This window comes from Duganella violaceipulchra (assembly GCF_019166075.1).
Lineage (GTDB): Bacteria > Pseudomonadota > Gammaproteobacteria > Burkholderiales > Burkholderiaceae_D > Rugamonas > Rugamonas violaceipulchra.
The window spans coordinates 99,624-118,405 of sequence record NZ_JAHTGR010000017.1; the positions used below are offsets into that span (position 1 = coordinate 99,624).

13 protein-coding genes are annotated in these 18,782 nt (G+C 64.5%); 12 read left to right on the forward strand and 1 reads right to left on the reverse strand.

Annotation, left to right across the window (positions count from 1 at the left end; genetic code table 11):
• Window positions 1-65 precede the first annotated feature (65 nt).
• Together KVP70_RS26380 and pbpC are read left to right on the forward strand one after the other, a co-directional pair.
• A complete protein-coding gene (locus tag KVP70_RS26380) occupies window positions 66-5,801 on the forward strand; it encodes an alpha-2-macroglobulin family protein (protein WP_217945388.1) in 5,736 nt (1,911 codons plus the stop codon).
• The gene (gene pbpC, locus KVP70_RS26385; RefSeq protein WP_217945389.1) at window positions 5,798-7,897 is read left to right on the forward strand and encodes a penicillin-binding protein 1C; all 2,100 of its coding nucleotides are present in this window, start codon (window positions 5,798-5,800) and stop codon (window positions 7,895-7,897) included. Before KVP70_RS26380 ends, pbpC begins: the two co-directional genes overlap by 4 nt.
• 142 nt (window positions 7,898-8,039) lie before the next feature.
• On the opposite strand, the gene KVP70_RS26390 is transcribed toward pbpC, so the two are convergent.
• Entirely contained in the window at window positions 8,040-8,720 is a 681-nt protein-coding gene (locus KVP70_RS26390) for a Bax inhibitor-1/YccA family protein (RefSeq protein WP_217945390.1), read from the reverse strand.
• A 270-nt stretch (window positions 8,721-8,990) separates the two neighbouring features.
• On the opposite strand from KVP70_RS26390, the gene ndk reads away from it, so the two are divergent.
• From ndk to hfq, 10 genes are all read left to right on the forward strand, one after another.
• On the forward strand, window positions 8,991-9,398 hold the full coding sequence (ndk, locus tag KVP70_RS26395) for a nucleoside-diphosphate kinase (RefSeq protein ID WP_020701986.1): 408 nt from the start codon (window positions 8,991-8,993) through the stop codon (window positions 9,396-9,398).
• 72 nt (window positions 9,399-9,470) lie between these two features.
• Complete coding sequence (gene rlmN / locus KVP70_RS26400; protein ID WP_217945391.1) at window positions 9,471-10,643, forward strand: dual-specificity RNA methyltransferase RlmN; 1,173 nt, start codon at window positions 9,471-9,473, stop codon at window positions 10,641-10,643.
• Window positions 10,643-11,464: a type IV pilus biogenesis/stability protein PilW gene (gene pilW, locus KVP70_RS26405; RefSeq protein WP_217945392.1), complete on the forward strand. Its 822-nt coding sequence runs from the start codon at window positions 10,643-10,645 to the stop codon at window positions 11,462-11,464. The genes rlmN and pilW overlap by 1 nt, the downstream gene beginning before the upstream one ends.
• Before the next feature lie 13 nt (window positions 11,465-11,477).
• Window positions 11,478-12,467: a helix-turn-helix domain-containing protein gene (locus tag KVP70_RS26410; RefSeq protein ID WP_217945393.1), complete on the forward strand. Its 990-nt coding sequence runs from the start codon at window positions 11,478-11,480 to the stop codon at window positions 12,465-12,467.
• A 39-nt stretch (window positions 12,468-12,506) separates the two neighbouring features.
• Entirely contained in the window at window positions 12,507-13,766 is a 1,260-nt protein-coding gene (gene ispG / locus KVP70_RS26415; protein WP_217945394.1) for a flavodoxin-dependent (E)-4-hydroxy-3-methylbut-2-enyl-diphosphate synthase, read from the forward strand.
• Complete coding sequence (hisS, locus tag KVP70_RS26420) at window positions 13,753-15,096, forward strand: histidine--tRNA ligase (RefSeq protein ID WP_217945395.1); 1,344 nt, start codon at window positions 13,753-13,755, stop codon at window positions 15,094-15,096. The genes ispG and hisS overlap by 14 nt, the downstream gene beginning before the upstream one ends.
• A 53-nt stretch (window positions 15,097-15,149) precedes the next feature.
• On the forward strand, window positions 15,150-15,803 hold the full coding sequence (locus KVP70_RS26425) for a YfgM family protein (RefSeq protein ID WP_217945396.1): 654 nt from the start codon (window positions 15,150-15,152) through the stop codon (window positions 15,801-15,803).
• Window positions 15,804-15,859: 56 nt separating this feature from the next.
• Complete coding sequence (bamB, locus tag KVP70_RS26430) at window positions 15,860-16,996, forward strand: outer membrane protein assembly factor BamB (protein ID WP_217945397.1); 1,137 nt, start codon at window positions 15,860-15,862, stop codon at window positions 16,994-16,996.
• A gap of 4 nt (window positions 16,997-17,000) precedes the next feature.
• Window positions 17,001-18,347, forward strand: coding sequence for a ribosome biogenesis GTPase Der (gene der / locus KVP70_RS26435; protein WP_217945398.1), 1,347 nt, complete (start codon window positions 17,001-17,003; stop codon window positions 18,345-18,347).
• A 183-nt stretch (window positions 18,348-18,530) separates the two neighbouring features.
• Window positions 18,531-18,767, forward strand: coding sequence for an RNA chaperone Hfq (gene hfq, locus KVP70_RS26440; RefSeq protein ID WP_008450615.1), 237 nt, complete (start codon window positions 18,531-18,533; stop codon window positions 18,765-18,767).
• The last annotated feature ends 15 nt before the right edge of the window (window positions 18,768-18,782 follow it).

The following is an 18,782-nucleotide window of genomic DNA, read 5'->3' on the forward strand; positions in this document are numbered from 1 at the left end:
TATTGTTGACTTTGCCGGGGGCGTTTGCAACACTGGTCTGATTCCTCATCAGCACCGGAGATGGCATGCGCCTCCTGTCCCGCTTTATCGGCATGGCCGCCTTGTGCAGCCTGCCGCTGGCCGTCCTGGCCCAGACTTCCGTCACCTCCTTTTCTCCCTCCGGCGTCGTTAAAGGCGTGCGGCAGGCGACCGCGCGCTTCAGCGGCCAGGTGGTCCCGCTGGGCGACATGCGGCTGGGCGATCCGTTCACCGTCGAGTGTCCGGAAGAGGGCAAGGGCCGCTGGATCGACGGCAAAAACTGGAGCTACGATTTCGTCCGCGACCTGCCGGCCGGCGTGGCGTGCAGCTTCACGCTGAAGCAGGACGCCAAGGACCTGGCGGGCAAGCCGCTCGCCGGCGAACGCCGCTTCGCCTTTAACACCGGCGGTCCCGCCATCGTGCAGTCGATGCCGCGCGAGGGCGCCTCGGATATCGACGAGCAGCAGATCTTCATCCTCGGCCTGGACGCGCCGGCCAGCGACGAAACGGTCGCCGCCCATGCATGGTGCCGCGCCGAGGGTATCAACGAAAAAATCGGCGTGCGGGTGCTGGCCGGCGCGGAACGCGAGCAGATACTGGAGCAGCGCAAGTCCTTCATGGACCGCTACCTGACCGTCTACTTCAAGGCGCGCGGCGTGGTGTGGGGCGCGACGGCGACGGTGCGCAGCAAGCGCCTGGAAAAGCTGCCGCTGGCGGTCCTGCAGTGCAAGCGCCGCCTGCCCGCCAACGCGGAAGTGTCGCTGGTCTGGGGCGCGGGCATCGCGGCCGACAGCGGCATCGCAACCACGCAGGAGCAGACCTGGACGTACAAGACGCGGCCTGAATTCAGCGCCAAGTTCAGTTGCGACAGGCTGAAAACCAACGGCGGCTGCATTCCCTTCCTGCCTGCGCGCCTGGAGTTCACGGCGCCGGTCCGCATGGCCGATGCCCTGGCCGTCAAGCTGACCGGCCCTGGCGGAAAAGTCTTCAAGGCCAGCGTCGACAAGGAAGAAGCCAAGGCCGATTACGTCAACTCGCTGACCATCGACGGCCCGTTCCCGGAGAAGTCCAAACTGATGCTGTCGCTGCCGGCCGGCCTGAAGGACGACGCCAAGCGCCCCTTGTTGAACCAGGCGCGCTTCCCGATGACGGTGCTGACGGATGTGCAGCCGCCGCTGGTCAAGTTCCCGGCGCGCTTCGGCATCATCGAGGCCAAGGGCGACCGCCTGCTGCCGGTCACGGTGCGCAATGTCGAGGGCAGCCTGGCCGGACGCACGTCGCGGGTCGACGGCGCCGCCTTGCGCGTCAACGACAGCGGCGTCGCGCAGGATGAGCAGGACCGCCAGATCATGTCCTGGCTGCGCCGCATGTCCGGCTATGGCTGGGAACCGCAGGAACTGTATGGCGACGCGCTGTATCAGCCGCTGCTGGGCGAGAGCAGGAAGGCGCCGGTCGGCGCGGTCGAGCGCTTCACCATGCCCAAGCCGGGCGGACGCCAGGCGTTCGAGGTGGTCGGCATCCCGCTGCGCAAGCCGGGCTTCTACGTGGTCGAACTGGCCAGCCCCAGGCTGGGCGCGGCGCTGAACGTCAAGCCATCCACCGCCTATATCAGCACTGCTGCCTTGGTGACCAATATGGTGGCGCACTTCAAGCGCGGCGCGCGGTCGTCGCTGGTGTGGGTGACGTCGCTGGACAAGGGCAAGCCGGTGCCACAAGCGCAGGTGACGGTGCGCGATTGCGCCGGCAAGCAGATATGGCAGGGCGCCACCAACAGCATGGGCGTGGCAGGCATCGCACAGGAACTGCCGGAGAGCAGCTGCGAATCCGCCGGCGGCTACTTCATCAGCGCGCGCAATGGCGCCGACATGACCTTTACGCTGTCCAGCTGGACGCGCGGCATCGAGAGCTGGCGCTTCAACCTGCCGACCGAAGGCAGCAACGCCGACAACGTCATCGCCGTCACGGTGTTCGACCGCACGCTGCTGCGCGCCGGCGAGACGGTGCACATGAAGCACTTCCTGCGTCGTCATGTCAATCAAGGCATCGCACTGGTCGGCGGGCACGACGCCGCGCACAAGGCGCAGCCGGGCAGCATCTTCGTCATGCATGAAGGGAGCGAGCAGAAATATGAGCTGCCGATCGCCTGGAGCGCCAACGGCAGCGCGGAAAACCAGTGGGTGATCCCGGCCGACGCCAAGCAAGGCTGGTACACCGTCATGCTGGGCGGCCGCACGGCGGGGCGCTTCCGCGTCGAGCAGTTCCGCGTGCCGACCATGAAGGCCGTGCTGCAAGGGCCGAAGACGCCGGCCATCCAGGCGCCGGCGGTGGATCTGGATGTGCAGCTCAGTTATCTGTCCGGCGGCGGCGCCGGCGGCGCGGCGGTGCAGTTGCGCACCGTGGTGCAGGACAAGGCGGTCAGCTTTGAGGACTATGCGGACTTCACCTTCAGCACCGGCGATGTCAAGACCGGCGTGGAGCGCAGCAACGGCGCCTTCGACGAGGATGAGGGCATGTTCGAGGAAGGCGAGGCCGATGCCGATGCCAACGGCGGCGCGGTCAGCGGCCTGTCCGGCATCAAGACCCGCAGCCTCACACTGGACAAGGCCGGCGGCGCGCGGGTCAAGCTGGACCAGCTGCCGACGGTGCAAACGCCGCACGACCTGACGGCCGAAATGTCCTACCAGGACGCCAACGGCGAGACGCTGTCCGTGTCGACCCGCATTCCCCTGTGGCCGTCCAGCTACGTGATCGGCATCCAGCCGGACGGCTGGGTGCTGAGCAAGGACGCGCTGAAATTCCAGGTGGTGGTGCTGGACCTGCAAGGCAAGCCGGTGGCCGATGCGCCGGTGTCGGTGGACTTCTTCCAGCGGCAGTCGTACTCGCACCGCCGGCGCCTGATCGGCGGCTTCTACGCCTACGAGAACAACAACGAAGTCAAGGCGCTGGGCGCCGCCTGCGAAGGCAGGACCGACAACAAGGGGCTGCTGATCTGCCAGGTCAAGGCGCCCGCGTCGGGCAACCTGATCCTGCGCGCCAAGACGCAGGACGGCCAGCAGCGCGTGGCGATGACCAACCGCGAAACCTGGGTGGCCGACGGCGCCGACTGGTGGTTCAACGCCACCGACAACGACCGCATCGACCTGCTGCCGGAGAAGAAGCGCTACGAGCCCGGTGAAACGGCCAGCTTCCAGGTGCGCATGCCGTTCCGCGAAGCGACCGCGCTGATCACCGTGGAGCGCGAAGGCATCATCGACACCTATGTGCGGCCGTTGTCGGGCAGCTCGCCGGTGTTCACCATCCCGGTCAAGAACAGCTACGCGCCGAATGTGTACGTGTCGGCGCTGGTGGTGCGCGGCCGCGTGGCCGGCGTGCAGCCGACCGCGCTGGTCGACCTGGGCAAGCCCGCCTACAAGCTGGGCATCACGCCGCTGCGGGTGGGCTGGTCGGCCAATGAGCTGAAGGTGCAGGTCACGGCCGACAAGCCGGTCTACAACATCCGCGACAAGGCCACGGTGGCGGTCAAGGTCACGCGCTCGGACGGCACGGCGCCGCCCGCCGGCGCCGAGGTGGCGCTGGCGGCGGTCGATGTCGGCCTGCTGGAGTTGATGCCCAACACCAGCTGGGATCTGCTGGAGGCGATGATGCAGCAGCGTAGCCTGCAAGTGGAGACGGCGACCGCGCAGATGCAGGTGGTCGGCAAGCGCCACTTCGGCCGCAAGGCCGTGCCACACGGCGGTGGCGGCGGCAAGGGCGCGGGGCGGGAGCTGTTCGACACGCTGCTGTTCTGGAAGGCGCGCGTCACGCTGGACGCCAATGGGGAAGCCACGGTGCAGGTGCCGATCAACGACTCGTTGACGGCCTTCCGCATCGTCGCCATCGCCAGCGCCAACGCCGATTTGTTCGGCACCGGCCGCACCGAGGTGCGCAGCTCGCAGGATCTGATACTGCTGTCTGGCCTGCCCGCGCTGGTGCGCGAGGGCGACCGGTTCCGCGCCGGCTTCACATTGCGTAACACCACGAATGCCGCCGTCAAGGTGGCGCTGAGCGCCAATGCGGGCGGCAAGGCGTTGGCGCCGCAGCAGGTATCGCTGGAGGCGGGGCAGGCGCAGGATATCGGCTGGGATTACCAGGTGCCGCTGTCCGTCAGCACGCTGGCGTGGGACGTGAGCGCCAGCATCGTCGCGGAAGGCGAGGGCGGTGCGGCGACGCACGACCGTCTGAAGGTCAAGCAGAAGGTGGTGGCGGCCGTGTCGGTGCGCACCACGCAGGCGACCTTGCTGCAACTGGACGGCAAGCAGTCCATGCAGGTGCGCCTGCCGGACGACGCGCTGCCGGGACGCGGCGGCGTGCAGGCGCAGTTCAGCGCCAGGCTCGGGAGCGACCTGCCGGGCGTGCGCGACTACATGAGGGATTATCCATACCGCTGCTTCGAGCAGGTCAGCTCGCGCGCCATCGCGCTGCATGACAAGGCGATGTGGCAGTCGGCGGTCGATACGCTGCCGGCGCACCTGGACGCCGATGGCCTGGTCAAGTACTTCGCCAGCATGCAGCAGGGTTCCGACACCTTGACCGCCTATGTGCTGTCGGCCTCACAGGAAGCCGGCTACGCCATTCCCGATGAACTGAAGGGCCGCATGGAGAGCGGCCTGATGGCCTTCGTGCAAGGCAAGGTGACGCGCTACTCGTCGCTGCCGACCGCCGACCTGGCGATCCGCAAGATGGCCGCGCTGGAGGCGCTGTCGCGTTCCAACGGCATCTTGCCGGAAGCGCTGGAGTCATTCTCGGTCGAACCGAATCTGTGGCCGACCTCCGCCGTCATCGACTGGTACCTGGTGCTCAAGCGTTCGCCCAAGCTGCCGCAGCACGCGCAGCGATTGGCGCAGGCGGACCAGATCCTGCGTTCGCGCCTGAACCTTCAAGGCACGACGATGGGCTTCTCGACCGAACGCACCGACGACTGGTGGTGGCTGATGGCCTCCGCCGACAGCAACGCCAACCGCTTGCTGCTGGCAATGGTCGACAACCCGGCCTGGAAGGAAGACATCGGCCGCCTGGCGCGCGGCGCGCTGGGGCGCCAGAAGAAAGGCCGTTGGGGCACGACGGTGGCCAATGCCTGGGGCACGCTGGCGATCGACCGGTTCTCGCAGAAGTTCGAGAACGTCGCCGTGACCGGCACCAGCAGCGCCACGCTGGCGCAGGCCAGCAAGAGCATCGCCTTCGGCGGCGCGACCAAGGGTGGCAGCGTGCTGCTGCCATGGCCGCGCGGCAGCGGCGAGTTGGAACTGGCCCACGCCGGCACTGGCAAGCCGTGGGTGACGGTGCAGACACTGGCCGCGCTGCCGCTCAAGGCGCCGGTATCGAGCGGCTACAAGATCGCCAAGACCATCACGGCGGTGGAGCAGAAGAAGGCCGGCGTCTGGTCGCGTGGCGACGTCTATCGCGTGCATCTGGACCTGGAAGCACAGTCGGACATGACCTGGGTGGTGGTGGATGATCCTATCCCGGCCAGCGCCACGGTGCTGGGCTCGGGCCTGGGACGCGATTCGCAGCTGCTCAGTAGCGGCAACAAGAGCAGCGGCTGGACGTGGCCGGTGTTCGAGGAGCGCACCTTCGAGGGCTATCACGCGTTCTACCAGTTTGTCCCGAAAGGCAAGTGGAGCGTAGAGTACACTGTGCGCTTGAATAATCCGGGCCAGTTCAACCTGCCAACCACGCGCGTCGAAGCGATGTACAGCCCGGAGATGTTTGGCGAAACGCCGAACGCACCGATGAGCGTTAAATGAAACTGATTGCAGCAACCGTGCTGGCGCTGGCCGGCGTCGCCGGCCCGGCCGCATCCGCCGCTGATGCCGGCGTGCCCACGCCGGCGCAGGTGCGCGCAGGCTACCGCTCGTCGGAAGCGCAGCTGCTGGACCGTCACGGCCAGCCGGTGCAATCGCTGCGCATCGACATGAAGGTGCGCCGCCTGCCGTGGGTGGCGCTGGCCGATATCTCTCCCAGCCTGCCGGCGGCGGTGCTGCAAGCCGAAGACCAGCGCTTCTATGAGCATGGAGGCGTCGACTGGAGCGCGGCCACCAAGGCCGCTTGGGATAATCTGTTCCGCAGCCGGCCGCGCGGCGCCTCCACCATCACCATGCAGCTGGCCGCCCAGCTGGACCCGCATCTGCAGGCATCGGCCAAGGGCCGCAGCTGGGGCCAGAAGTGGGACCAGATCAAGGCCGCCCGCCAGCTCGACGCCACCTGGACCAAGCCGCAGATCATGGAAGCCTATCTGAACCTGGTGTCCTTCCGCGGCGAGCTGCAAGGCGTGGGCGCGGCGGCACGCGGCTTGTTCGGCAAGGCGCCGTCGGGACTGAACCTGACCGAATCGATGATCCTGGCCAGCCTGCTGCGCGGGCCGGGCGCGGCGCCCAAGGTGGTGTGGCAGCGCGCGTGTGCGCTGTCGCGCGAGCTCAAGGCGCCGGCCACCTGCAGCGAGATCGAGCTGCGGACCTTGATTGCGATGGGCCGCCCGTTGCTGGCGGCCGAGCTGCCGCAGGCGCCGCAAGTGGCGCAGCAACTGCTGACCAGCGGTGGCCAATCGGTGCGCAGCACGCTCGATGGCGATTTGCAGCGATTTGCGCAAACAGCCCTGCGCCAGCAGTTGATGACGCTGAGGGAGCGCAACGTCAACGACGGCGCGTTGGTGGTGCTGGATAACGCCAGCGGCGAGATACTGGCCTACGTCAGCAATTCGGGTGGCGGCGAGGTCGATGGTGTGGCGGCGCTGCGGCAGGCAGGGTCCACGCTCAAGCCCTTCCTGTACGAGCTGGCGCTGGAGCGCAAACTGATCACGGCGGCGTCGGTGATGGATGATACGGCGATCGACATCTCCACGCCGTCCGGCCTGTACATCCCGCAGAACTATGACAAGGACTTCAAAGGCCACGTCAGCGTGCGCACCAGCCTGGCCAGTTCGCTCAACGTGCCGGCGGTGCGCACATTGGTGATGACCGGCATGGAGCGCTTCTACGAGCGCCTGCATGACGTGGGATTGAGCAGCCTGACCGAGTCGCCGGATTACTATGGCTATTCGCTGGCGCTGGGTTCCGCAGAGGTGTCGCTGCTGGAGTTGAGCAACGCCTACCGCACGTTGGCCAACGGCGGCATGTACGGTGTGGTGACATTGGCGCCGCGCGCTGCTGCCGCGCCTTCGTCGCGCCGGGTGCTCGATGCCAGAGCCGCCTTCATCGTCGGCGACATCCTGTCCGACCGCGCCGCGCGCAGCCTGACCTTCGGCCTGAAGAACGAGCTGGCCACCACATTCTGGAGCGCGGTCAAGACCGGTACCAGCAAGGACATGCGCGACAACTGGTGCATGGGTTATTCGGACAAATACACGGTCGGCGCCTGGGTCGGAAATTTCGATGGTCAGTCGATGTGGGACGTTTCCGGCGTCACCGGCGCGGCGCCCGTGTGGCGCGATGTGATGGACTACCTGCACCGAGGCCAGGCCAGTCGCGCGCCGCAAGCGCCGGCCGGCGTGCTGCGCCAGCAGATCGTCTACCAGCCGGCGCTGGAGTCGGCGCGCGGCGAGTGGTTCATCGCCGGCACCGAAACGCCGGTCATCGCGTTGGTGCAGGACACGCAGCGTGCGCCCAAGATCCTGTATCCGGGCGAAGCCAGCATCATCGCCATCGACCCCGACATCCCGGACGCCGTGCAGCGCGTGTTCTTCCAGGCCCAGGCAGGGAAGGGGCTGTACTGGCGCCTGGATGGCGCCGACCTGGGCCAGGCCAGCGCCGACTACGCCTGGCGCCCCAGCCCCGGCCCGCACCATTTGGCCCTGATCGACGCCAACGCCCGGGTCGTCGCCAGCACCCGCTTCCACGTCCGCTAACCGTGGGGGTCAAGTCTGACATTCGGACACGGCCTCTGCCGTAGCCGTTGCTACGGCAGAGGCCGTGTCCGAATGTCAGACTTGACCCCCGCCATAAAAAAAGCCGGCGCTGGGCCGGCTTTCGAGGGTGTTGCGGGTGCGCTTAGTCGCGGTTGCCGCCGAAGATGCCCAGCAGCGACAGCAGGTGGACGAAGATGTTGTACACGTCCAGGTAGATGTTCAGCGTGGCGCGGATGTAGTTGGTCTCGCCGCCGTTGATGATCTGCTGTACGTCATACAGGATGTAGGCCGAGAAGATCGCGATCGCCACCACCGAGATCACAATCGCCAGCGCCGGGATGCCCAGGAAAATGTTGGCGATCGAGGCCAGTAGAATCACCACCACGCCCGCAAACAGCCAGTTGGCCATGCCCGAGAAGTCGCGCTTCGAGACGGTGGCGATGGTCGCCAGCACCGCGAACACCGACGCCGTGCCGCCAAACGCGGTCATGATCAGGAAGCCGCCGTTGGAGAAGCCCAGGATGCGCGACAGCAAAGGCGTCAGCATCAGCCCCATGAAGAAGGTGAAGCCCAGCAGCAGGGCCACGCCCAGGCCGGAATCCTTGTTCTTTTCAATTGCCCAGATGAAGCCGAAGGCCACCGCCAGGAACAGCAGCGTCATCAGCCCGCCGCCCAGCGGCAGGTGCAGCGAGACGCCCAGCACCGCGCCAAAGATGGTCGGCACCATCGACAGCGCCAGCAGCCAGTAGGTGTTGCGCAGCACTTTGTGCTGCACCGACTGGCGGCTTGCCGCCAGGTCGTAGGTGTTTTGCATGTTGTTCATAAGGAACCTCCTTCAGAGTGATTCAAATACCGCTTGCCAAAAGGATAGCACGCCGGGGTAAAAATGCGCAAAACAGGCCCCGAAACCCGCTTAAAGATGGCTTAATCTAGCCATAGTCCTAATATTTGCCCGCCAATCCGGCAAATATGGCCGCTCTTGCAAGCTTATCTACGCCCGATTCTCGGTATATGGGGTGTTCTATGGTAAAATCAAAGGTTGATTGAGTTATCAATTTTGTTTTAAACCTTTCTTTTTATTGGAGTTTTTTAAATGGCAATCGAACGCACCCTGTCGATCATCAAACCAGACGCAGTTGCAAAAAACGTCATCGGCCAAATCTACAGCCGTTTCGAAGGCGCTGGCCTGAAGATCGTTGCTGCTCAAATGAAGCAACTGTCGCGTGAAGAAGCTGAAGGCTTCTACGCTGCGCACAAAGAGCGCGGCTTCTTCAAGGATCTGGTTGACTTCATGGTCTCCGGTCCTGTCATGATCCAGGCGCTGGAAGGCGAAAACGCAGTCCTGAAAAACCGCGAACTGATGGGCGCTACCGATCCTAAGAAGGCAGAAAAAGGCACCATCCGCGCCGACTTCGCCGACTCGATCGACGCTAACGCTGTTCACGGTTCCGACGCTGTCGAAGCCGCCCAAGTTGAAATCGCTTACTTCTTCGGTAAGTAATTTTTAGTAGATCCGTTTCCGCGCCGCGGTGCGGAAACGGAAAAAATGATTAGTACTGTTTTGAACCAGAATATGAACGCACCTCTGACCAACTTGCTGGACTTCGATCCCGCGCAACTTATCGCTTATTGCGCCGAGTTGGGAGAGAAGCCGTTCCGCGCCAAGCAACTGCAACGCTGGATCCACCAATTCGGTGCGTCGGATTTCGACAGCATGACCGATCTGGCCAAGTCGCTGCGCGACAAACTGAAAACCCGCGCCCACGTCACCGCACCGGCCGTCATCAGCGACCACACGTCCACCGACGGCACCCGCAAGTGGCTGGTCGACGTCGGCAACGGCAACGCGGTCGAAACCGTGTTCATCCCGGAAGAGAACCGCGGCACGCTGTGCATCTCGACCCAGGCCGGCTGCGCCGTCAACTGCCGCTTCTGCTCGACCGGCAAGCAGGGCTTCTCGCGCAACCTCAGCGTGGGCGAAATCATCGGCCAGCTGTGGATGGCGGAATTCGAACTGCGCCGCACCAAGGGCATCGAGCCCGGCCCGAAAGGCGAGCGCCAGATCACCAACGTGGTCATGATGGGCATGGGCGAGCCGCTGCTGAACTTCGAGCCGACCGCCACCGCCCTCAAGCTGATGCTCGACGATAACGCCTACGGCCTGTCGCGCCGTCGCGTCACGCTGTCCACCTCCGGCGTGGTGCCGATGATGGACAAGCTGTCGCAGGAAGTGCCGGTGGCGCTGGCCGTCTCGCTGCACGCCTCGAACGACAAGCTGCGCGACAGCCTGATCCCGCTGAACAAAAAATACCCGCTCAAGGAGCTGATGGCCGCCTGCAAGCGCTACCTGGAATTTGCGCCGCGCGACTTCATCACCTTCGAGTACTGCATGCTCGACGGCGTCAACGACTCCGACGACAACGCCCGCGAACTGCTGGCCCTGGTGCAGGACCGCGAGTTCGGCGTCAACTGCAAATTCAACCTGATTCCGTTCAATCCCTTCCCGGAATCGGGCCTGCTGCGCTCCAAGAACCCGCGCATCAAGGCCTTCGCCCAGATCCTGGTCGACGGCGGCATCGTCACCACCATCCGCAAGACGCGCGGCGACGACATTGACGCCGCTTGCGGCCAGCTGGCCGGCGAAGTCCAGGACCGCACCAAGGTCGCCCAGCGCATGGAAAAAATGGCCGAGTACCAGCAGAAATTCGGCGCCGACTTCGGCAAGATCGTGGAGATCCGTTCCTGATGACCTTCCTGGCGCAGCGTAGCCGGCTCAGCCTCGTCGCCTTGTGCGCGGCGGGGGCGTTGGCCGGCTGCGCGTCGTCGGGACCGGAGCGTGGCAAGAGCGGCCAGGCCGAGCTGACCACCGTATCGGACCAGACCGCCGTGCAGCGCAAGGTGGAAATCCGCATGCAGCTGGCGGTCGGCTACTTCGAGCAGGCGCAGTACACCTTCGCGCTGGACGAGGTGAAGCTGGCGCTGGCCGCCGATCCGAACTATGCCGACGGCTACGGCATGCGCGGCCTGATTTACCAGGCGATGGGCGAGCAGGGCCTGGCCGAGGATAACTTCGTGCGCGCCCGCAAGCTGGCGCCGGCGAATCCGGATTTGGCCAACAATTACGGCTCTTTCCTGTGCCAGGCCGGCCGCGTGGCCGAGGCGCTGCCGCTGTTCGATGCGGCGCTGGGCAACCGTGCCTACCGTTCGCCGGCCAACGCCGCGAACAACGCCGGTTCCTGCGCACTGAAGATCAAGGATTACGCCAGCGCGGAGCGTTATCTGCTGCAAGCCTTGCAGTTGACGCCCGACCTGCCGGCCACCAACGCCAATCTGGCGCGGGTTTATTTTGAAAAGCGCGATTATGTGCGCGCCAATTTCTTCATTACCCGTCTGAACAAGGTGGCAAAGATGGAGAGCCTGACGGCCGATGTGCTGTGGCTCGGGATTAAGGTGCAGCATAAAGTGGGCGACACGGGTGCGGAAACCAGCTGGGCGACGCAGTTGCGCCGCCACCACCCCGGTTCGACCGAGTATGCTGCTTATCAACGTGGGGCGTTTGATGAGTGAGACAGGGATACCAATGAATTCAGAGTGGGCAGAACCGCCAAAGGACCAGGGCAGCAGCCTGGCCGCGCCCGGAGCACAACTGGCAGCCCAGCGTGAAGCGATGGGATTGACGGTCGAACAGATTGCCGATCAACTGAAACTGGCGCCGCGCCAGGTCAAGGCGCTGGAAGCAGGCGACTATGCCGCGCTGCCCAATATGGCCGTGGTGCGCGGCTTTGTGCGCGCCTACGCCAAGGTCGTGAAGCTGGACGCCACGCCGCTGGTGGCGATGATCGAAGTCATCTCGCCAACCAGCCACGAAGCGGCGCCGCCGCGCAAGGAAATCGCGGCCACGTTCACCGAGTCGCGCTTCCCGTCGATGACGGGACGTTCGCCTGGTCCTGCCGCATGGCTGGTCGGCGTTGCGGTCGTGGTGGTGGTGGCCGCCGCCGGCGCCTACGCCTACCAGGCAGGGTTGATACCGGCCACGCTGTTCCAGCGTTCGGACAAGGATGCAGCGGCCAGCGCCGCCGTCGAGGCGCCCAAGCCGGCCGATGTGGCGGTCGCGCCGATCGAAACCGCGCTGATTAAGCCGGGCCAGGAAACGGCGCCGTTGCAGTCGCCAAGCGTGCCGCTGATTTCGGTGCCGCCGCAAGGCGCGGCGACGGATGCGGCGCCAGCGCCGGCAACCACCGCGCCGGCCGCAGCAACGCCGGCGCCAGCGCCGGCTCCAGCCACGCCGGTCGCGCAGGTGGTGCCGCCAGCCGCCGCCGCGGCGACGGCCAACGGCAGCCAGCTGGTGCTGAAGGTAACGCAGGATTCGTGGGTGGAAATCCGCCGCCCGGGCACGACGCCGCTGATCTCGCGGCTGGTGAAAGCCGGCAGCACCGAGACCTTTGACATCAAGGACCCGGCGCTGCTGATCGTCGGCAAGCCGAGCGGCGTGGAAGCCACGCTGGGCGGCGCGCCGCTGGCGTTGCCGCCGGTCGCGGGCGGTACGATTTCGCGCGTCAATATCAAATAAGTCAAATAAGTCAAATAAGTTAAAAGCACGAGTACAACCATGTCTTCAACGCAAACAGCTATTCCTTCGGGACCATTGAATCGCCGCGCCAGCCGCAGCGTGCTGGTTTCGCACGGCCAGCGCAAGATCTGGGTGGGCGGCGACGCCCCAGTGGTGGTGCAGTCGATGACCAATACCGACACCGCCAACGTGATCGAGACCGCGATTCAGATCAAGGAACTGGCGCGCGCCGGTTCGGAGCTGGTGCGCCTGACGGTGGACCGGCCGGAAGCTGCGGCCGCGGTGCCGTACATCCGCGAACAGCTGGACAAGATGGAGATCGACGTGCCGCTGGTCGGCGACTTCCACTACAACGGCCACACGCTGTTGAACGATTATCCCGACTGCGCCAAGGCGCTGTCGAAGTACCGCATCAATCCCGGCAACGTCGGCAAGGGCGCCAAGCGCGACACGCAGTTCGCGCAGATGATCGAAGTGGCCGCGCGCTACGACAAGCCGGTGCGCATCGGCGTCAACTGGGGCAGCCTGGATCAGGCGCTGCTGGCCCGCATCATGGACGAAAACGCCGGCCGCGCCGAGCCGTGGTCCGCACAGGCGGTGATGTACGAGGCGCTGATCACCTCGGCCATCGAGAACGCCGTGCGCGCCGAGGAACTGGGCCTGGGCCGCGACAAGATCATCCTGTCGTGCAAGGTCTCCGGCGTGCAGGATTTGATCGCCGTGTACCGCGAGCTGGCCAAGCGCTGCGACTATCCGCTGCATCTGGGCCTGACCGAGGCTGGCATGGGCAGCAAGGGCATCGTCGCGTCGACGGCCGCGCTGTCGGTGCTGCTGCAAGAGGGCATCGGCGACACCATCCGCATCTCGCTGACGCCGGAACCGGGCGGCGACCGCACCAGGGAAGTCGTGGTCGGCCAGGAGATCCTGCAGACCATGGGCCTGCGCAAATTTACGCCGATGGTGATCGCCTGCCCAGGTTGCGGCCGCACCACCTCGACCACCTTCCAGGAACTGGCCGACAACATCCAGACCTATTTGCGCGACCAGATGCCGGAGTGGAAAAAGACCTATCCGGGCGTGGAGGCGATGAACGTGGCCGTGATGGGCTGCATCGTCAACGGTCCCGGCGAATCGAAGCACGCCAACATCGGCATCAGCCTGCCGGGCACCGGCGAATCGCCGGCCGCGCCGGTGTTCGTCGACGGCGCCAAGTTCGCCACCTTGCGCGGTGAGCGCATCGTTGAAGAGTTCCAGGAAATCGTACTGAATTACGTGAAAAAGAATTATGTCCAAAACTGAAAAAATTGTCGCCGTCAAAGGCATGAACGACATCCTGCCGGCCGATTCGCACCTGTGGCAGCTGTTCGAGAACACCGCGCAATCGGTGGTGCAGAGCTACGGCTTCCAGCAGATCCGCACGCCGATCGTGGAAAACACCGCGCTGTTCTCGCGCGCCATCGGCGCCGTGACCGACATCGTGGAAAAGGAAATGTACTCCTTCGAAGACTCGATGAACGGCGACAAGCTGACCCTGCGCCCTGAAGGCACGGCCGGCGTGGTGCGCGCGGTGATCGAGCATAACCTGGTCTACGAAGGTCCGAAGCGCGTCTGGTACACCGGTCCGATGTTCCGCCACGAGCGTCCGCAGCGCGGCCGCTATCGCCAGTTCTACCAGTTCGGCTGCGAAGCCGTCGGCTTCAACGGCCCGGACATCGACGCCGAGATGATCATGCTGTGCCGCCGCCTGTGGGATGACCTGGGCCTGGAAAACATCCGCCTTGAACTGAACTCGATCGGCGACGCCGAAGAGCGCGCGCGCCACCGCGTCGACCTGATCGCCTATCTCGAAAAGCACGAGGACGTGCTGGACGCCGAAGCCAAGCGCCGCCTGCACAGCAACCCGCTGCGCATCCTCGACACCAAGAATCCGGCGCTGCAGGAAATCGTCACCGCCGCGCCCAAGCTGCTGGACTACTTGGGCGAGGAATCGTTGGCCCACTTCAATGGCGTGCGCAAGATCCTCGACCACAACAACATCCCGTACGTGATCAACCCGCGCCTGGTGCGCGGCCTCGATTACTACAACCGCACCGTGTTCGAATGGGTGACGGACGCACTGGGCTCGCAAGGCACCGTGTGCGCCGGCGGCCGTTACGATCCGCTGATCGCCTCCTTCGGCGGCAAGCCGACGCCCGCCGTCGGTTTCGCGATGGGCATCGAGCGCCTGCTGGAGCTGATGAAGGAAGCCGGCGAGCCGGCCGCGCCTGACCAGTGCGACGTCTACCTGGTGCATCAGGGCGAGGCGGCGCAGCTGCAAGCCTTCGTGCTGGGCGAGCGCCTGCGCGACGCCGGCCTGGATGTCGTGATGCACGCCTCGACCGCCAACGGCCCTGGCAGCTTCAAGACCCAGATGAAAAAAGCCGATGGCAGCGGCGCCTCGTTCGCCGTCATCATCGGCGAGGACGAAGTGGCCAACCACACCGCCAGCGTCAAGGCGATGCGCGCGGAAGAGGGCAGCGCCCAGCAATCGACGGTGCCGTTCGACGACGTCGTCGATTTCGTGGTCGACCAGATCACCGACAGCGGCGACCATCACCACCACGTGCACGACGAGCATTGCAATCACTAAGCCGTACTTTTAATAACCTCGCATTTCCTTTAACCTCTAGCAGACGAACTGACATGGCATACGATCTCGAAGAACAAGAACAAATTGCGACCCTCAAAGCATGGTGGGACAAGTACGGCAATCTGACCTCGTGGGTGCTGATCGCCGGCCTGGCCGCGTATTCGGGCTTCACTGGTTGGAGCTACTACCAGCGCAGCCAGGCGACGCAAGCCGCCGCGCTGTACGACGAAGTGCAAGCGGCCGTGAACGCGAAAGACAACGCCAAGGTGCTGCGCGCCGCCGGCGACATGGAAAGCAAATTCGGCAACACCGCCTACGCTTCGATGAGCGCACTGGTGGCGGCCAAGAGCAGCTTCGAAGCGAACGACATCAAATCGGCCAAGGCCCAGCTGCAGTGGGCGGCGGAACACGGCGGCGACGAGTTCAAATCGGTGGCCAAGGTGCGCCTGGCCGGCCTGCTGCTGGACGAGAAAGCCTACGACGAAGCGCTGAAGGTACTGGCCGGTGAAGTGGCGCCGCAGTTCGCCGGCACCGTGGCCGACCGCAAGGGCGACATCCTGGTCGCGCAGAACAAACTGGTGGAGGCCCGCGCCGCCTACCAGGCCGCGCTGGACGCGACCGACAAGAAAAACCCTGGCCGCCAGCTGATCCAGCTGAAGTTTGAAGCCATCGGCGGCTCCGTGCCGGCCGCCAAGGACGCAGCGTAATTCATCGGCGCCGGCCATGTCAAGCATAGCCGGCGCCTCCAGATCAAGGTTAAAAAATGCGTATTACCGAAAAAGTTATTGCTGCAAGCGTGTTTGCGATGTTGGCCGGTTGTTCCTTGTTCTCGTCCAAAGATACCAAGAACCTGCCGGCGCCGCTGGTGGAACTGAAGGGCGGAACCACGCCCAAGACGGTCTGGAAATACTCGATGGGCAAGGCCGGCACCGCCGTCTTTACCCCGGCCCTGGCCGGCGACAGCCTGTACGTGGCCGACGCCGGCGGCGCGCTGGCCCGCCTGAACGCGGCCACCGGCAAGGAGCAGTGGCGCGTCAAGACCGGCACCGACCTGACGGCCGGCGTCGGCACCGACGGCGAGGTGGTTGTGGTCGGCGGCGTCAAGGGTGTTATCCTTGCGTATGACGCCAGCGGCAAGCAGCTGTGGAAAGGCCAGGCGTCGAGCGAAGTGCTGTCGTCGCCGGTGGTTGGCGGCGGCGTGGTCATCGTGCGCAGCGTCGACAACCTGATCACCGCGTATGACGCCAAGACCGGCGCCAAGCGCTGGAACGTCACCCGCACCACGCCGGCCTTGACCCTGCGCAACGCGCCGGGCATGGTGGTCAACGGCCCGAATGTGTACGTGGCCCAGCCGGGCGGCAAGCTGCTGGCGCTGGTGCTGGCCACCGGCCTGCCGCGCTTTGAAGTGGTGGTCGGCGAACCGCGCGGCGCCACCGAGCTGGAACGCGTCACCGACATCGCCGGTACCCCGGTGATCCTGGAAAAAGATGTGTGCGCCGTGTCGTACCAGGGCCGCGTGGCCTGTTTCGACGCCGTCACCGGCGCGCCGCACTGGAGCAAGCCAGCCTCGTCCGATGTGGGCGTGGCGGTGGACCAGCGTTTTGTATTCGTCTCCGACGACAAAGGTGAAGTTGCAGCCTACAGCCGTGAAAACGGCAGCAACGCCTGGAAGAACGACAAGCTGGCTTACCGCCGCCTGTCGACGCCAGTTTCCTACGGCCGTGCAATTGCCGTGGGCGACTACCAGGGATATGTCCATCTCCTGTCACGGGAAGATGGCGCATTAATAGGTCGCGCCGCGACCGACGGCAGCCCGATCCAGTCGGACCCTGTCATCGCCGGCACGAATTTGATTTTCCAAACCCAATCAGGGACAGTGACCGCTCTCGCGGTCGAGTAATAAAATGAAGCCGGTAATCGCACTAGTGGGTCGACCCAATGTAGGGAAATCGACCTTGTTTAATCGTCTGACCCGCTCGCGCGATGCGCTGGTGGCGGACTTGCCTGGGTTGACGCGCGATCGTCACTATGGCGAGGGCCGTGTCGGCGAACGTCCCTTCCTCGTCATCGACACGGGCGGCTTCGAGCCGGTCGCCAAGGAAGGCATCATGCATCAGATGGCGCTGCAGACCAAGCAGGCCGTGGCCGAAGCCGACATCGTCGTGTTTCTGGTCGACGGCCGCCAGGGCCTGACGCCGCATGACAAAACCATTACCGACTTCCTGCGTAAAAGCGGCCGTCCGGTCATGCTGGTCGTAAACAAGTCGGAAGGCATGCGCTACACCGCCGTCGTCGCCGACTTCTACGAACTGGGACTGGGCGAGCCTTACTCGATCTCGTCGGCGCACGGCGACGGCGTCGCCGACCTGGTGGAGGAGGCGCTGGACCTGGCCTTCGCCCAGCGTCCGGACGATCCCGAAGAACTGGAAAAGATCGAGCACGGCATCAAGCTGGCGCTGGTCGGCCGTCCCAACGTCGGCAAGTCCACGCTGATCAACACCCTGCTGGGTGAAGAGCGCGTGATCGCCTTCGACATGCCGGGCACCACCCGCGATTCGATCGAGATTCCGTTCGAGCGCGAAGGCAAGCAGTACACGCTGATCGACACGGCCGGCATCCGCCGCCGCGGCAAGGTGTTCGAGGCGATCGAGAAATTCTCGGTCGTGAAAACCCTGCAATCGATCTCGGAAGCGAACGTGGTCGTGCTGATGCTCGACGCCCAGCAGGATATCTCCGAGCAGGACGCCCACATCGCCGGCTTCGTGCTCGAGACCGGCCGCGCGCTGGTGATCGCCGTCAACAAGTGGGACGGTCTGCGCACCGACGAGCGCGACGAGATCAAGATCGACATCGACCGCAAGCTGGACTTCCTGTCCTTCGCCAAGATGCACTTCATCTCGGCGCTGAAGTCGCAGGGCATCGCTCCACTGATGAAGTCGGTTGAAGCGGCCTACGCCGCCGCCATGTGCAACCTGTCGACGCCGAAGCTGACCCGCGCCCTGATCGAGGCCGTGGAGAAGCAGGAGCCGCGCCGCAAGGGTTCGATCCGTCCCAAGCTGCGCTATGCGCACCAGGGCGGCATGAACCCGCCGGTGATCGTCATCCACGGCAATGCCCTGGACGCGGTCGGCGAGCCGTACAAGCGCTACCTGGAAAAGCATTTCCGCGACACCTTCCAGCTGGTGGGCACGCCGCTGCGCATCGAACTGCGCACCGGTAAAAACCCGTTCGCAAAAACTCAGTCGAAATAAGCGGTTTTTTTTGCAGGTGCGCCCTGCAAAAAAGACAAAAACAGGTTACAGTGGCTTAGAAGCACCATTCCCGGCATGGCGAACGGTGTTTCAGCGAAAATTGTTTGACTTTCGCTGGGCCACGTACTTGAAATTAAGCGTTTCGCCTCCAATTCCAACACAACAACATAAAATGGAGCTGTTATGAGCAACAAAGGGCAACTGTTACAAGACCCATTCCTCAATGCCTTGCGCAAAGAGCATGTTCCTGTCTCGATCTACCTGGTCAACGGCATCAAGCTGCAGGGCCATATCGAATCGTTCGACCAGTACGTCGTACTGCTGCGTAACACCGTGACCCAGATGGTTTATAAGCACGCCATCTCCACCGTGGTACCGGCACGCGCCGTCAACCTCAACATTGAATCCGAAGCGGAATAAGCGCTTGCACCACTG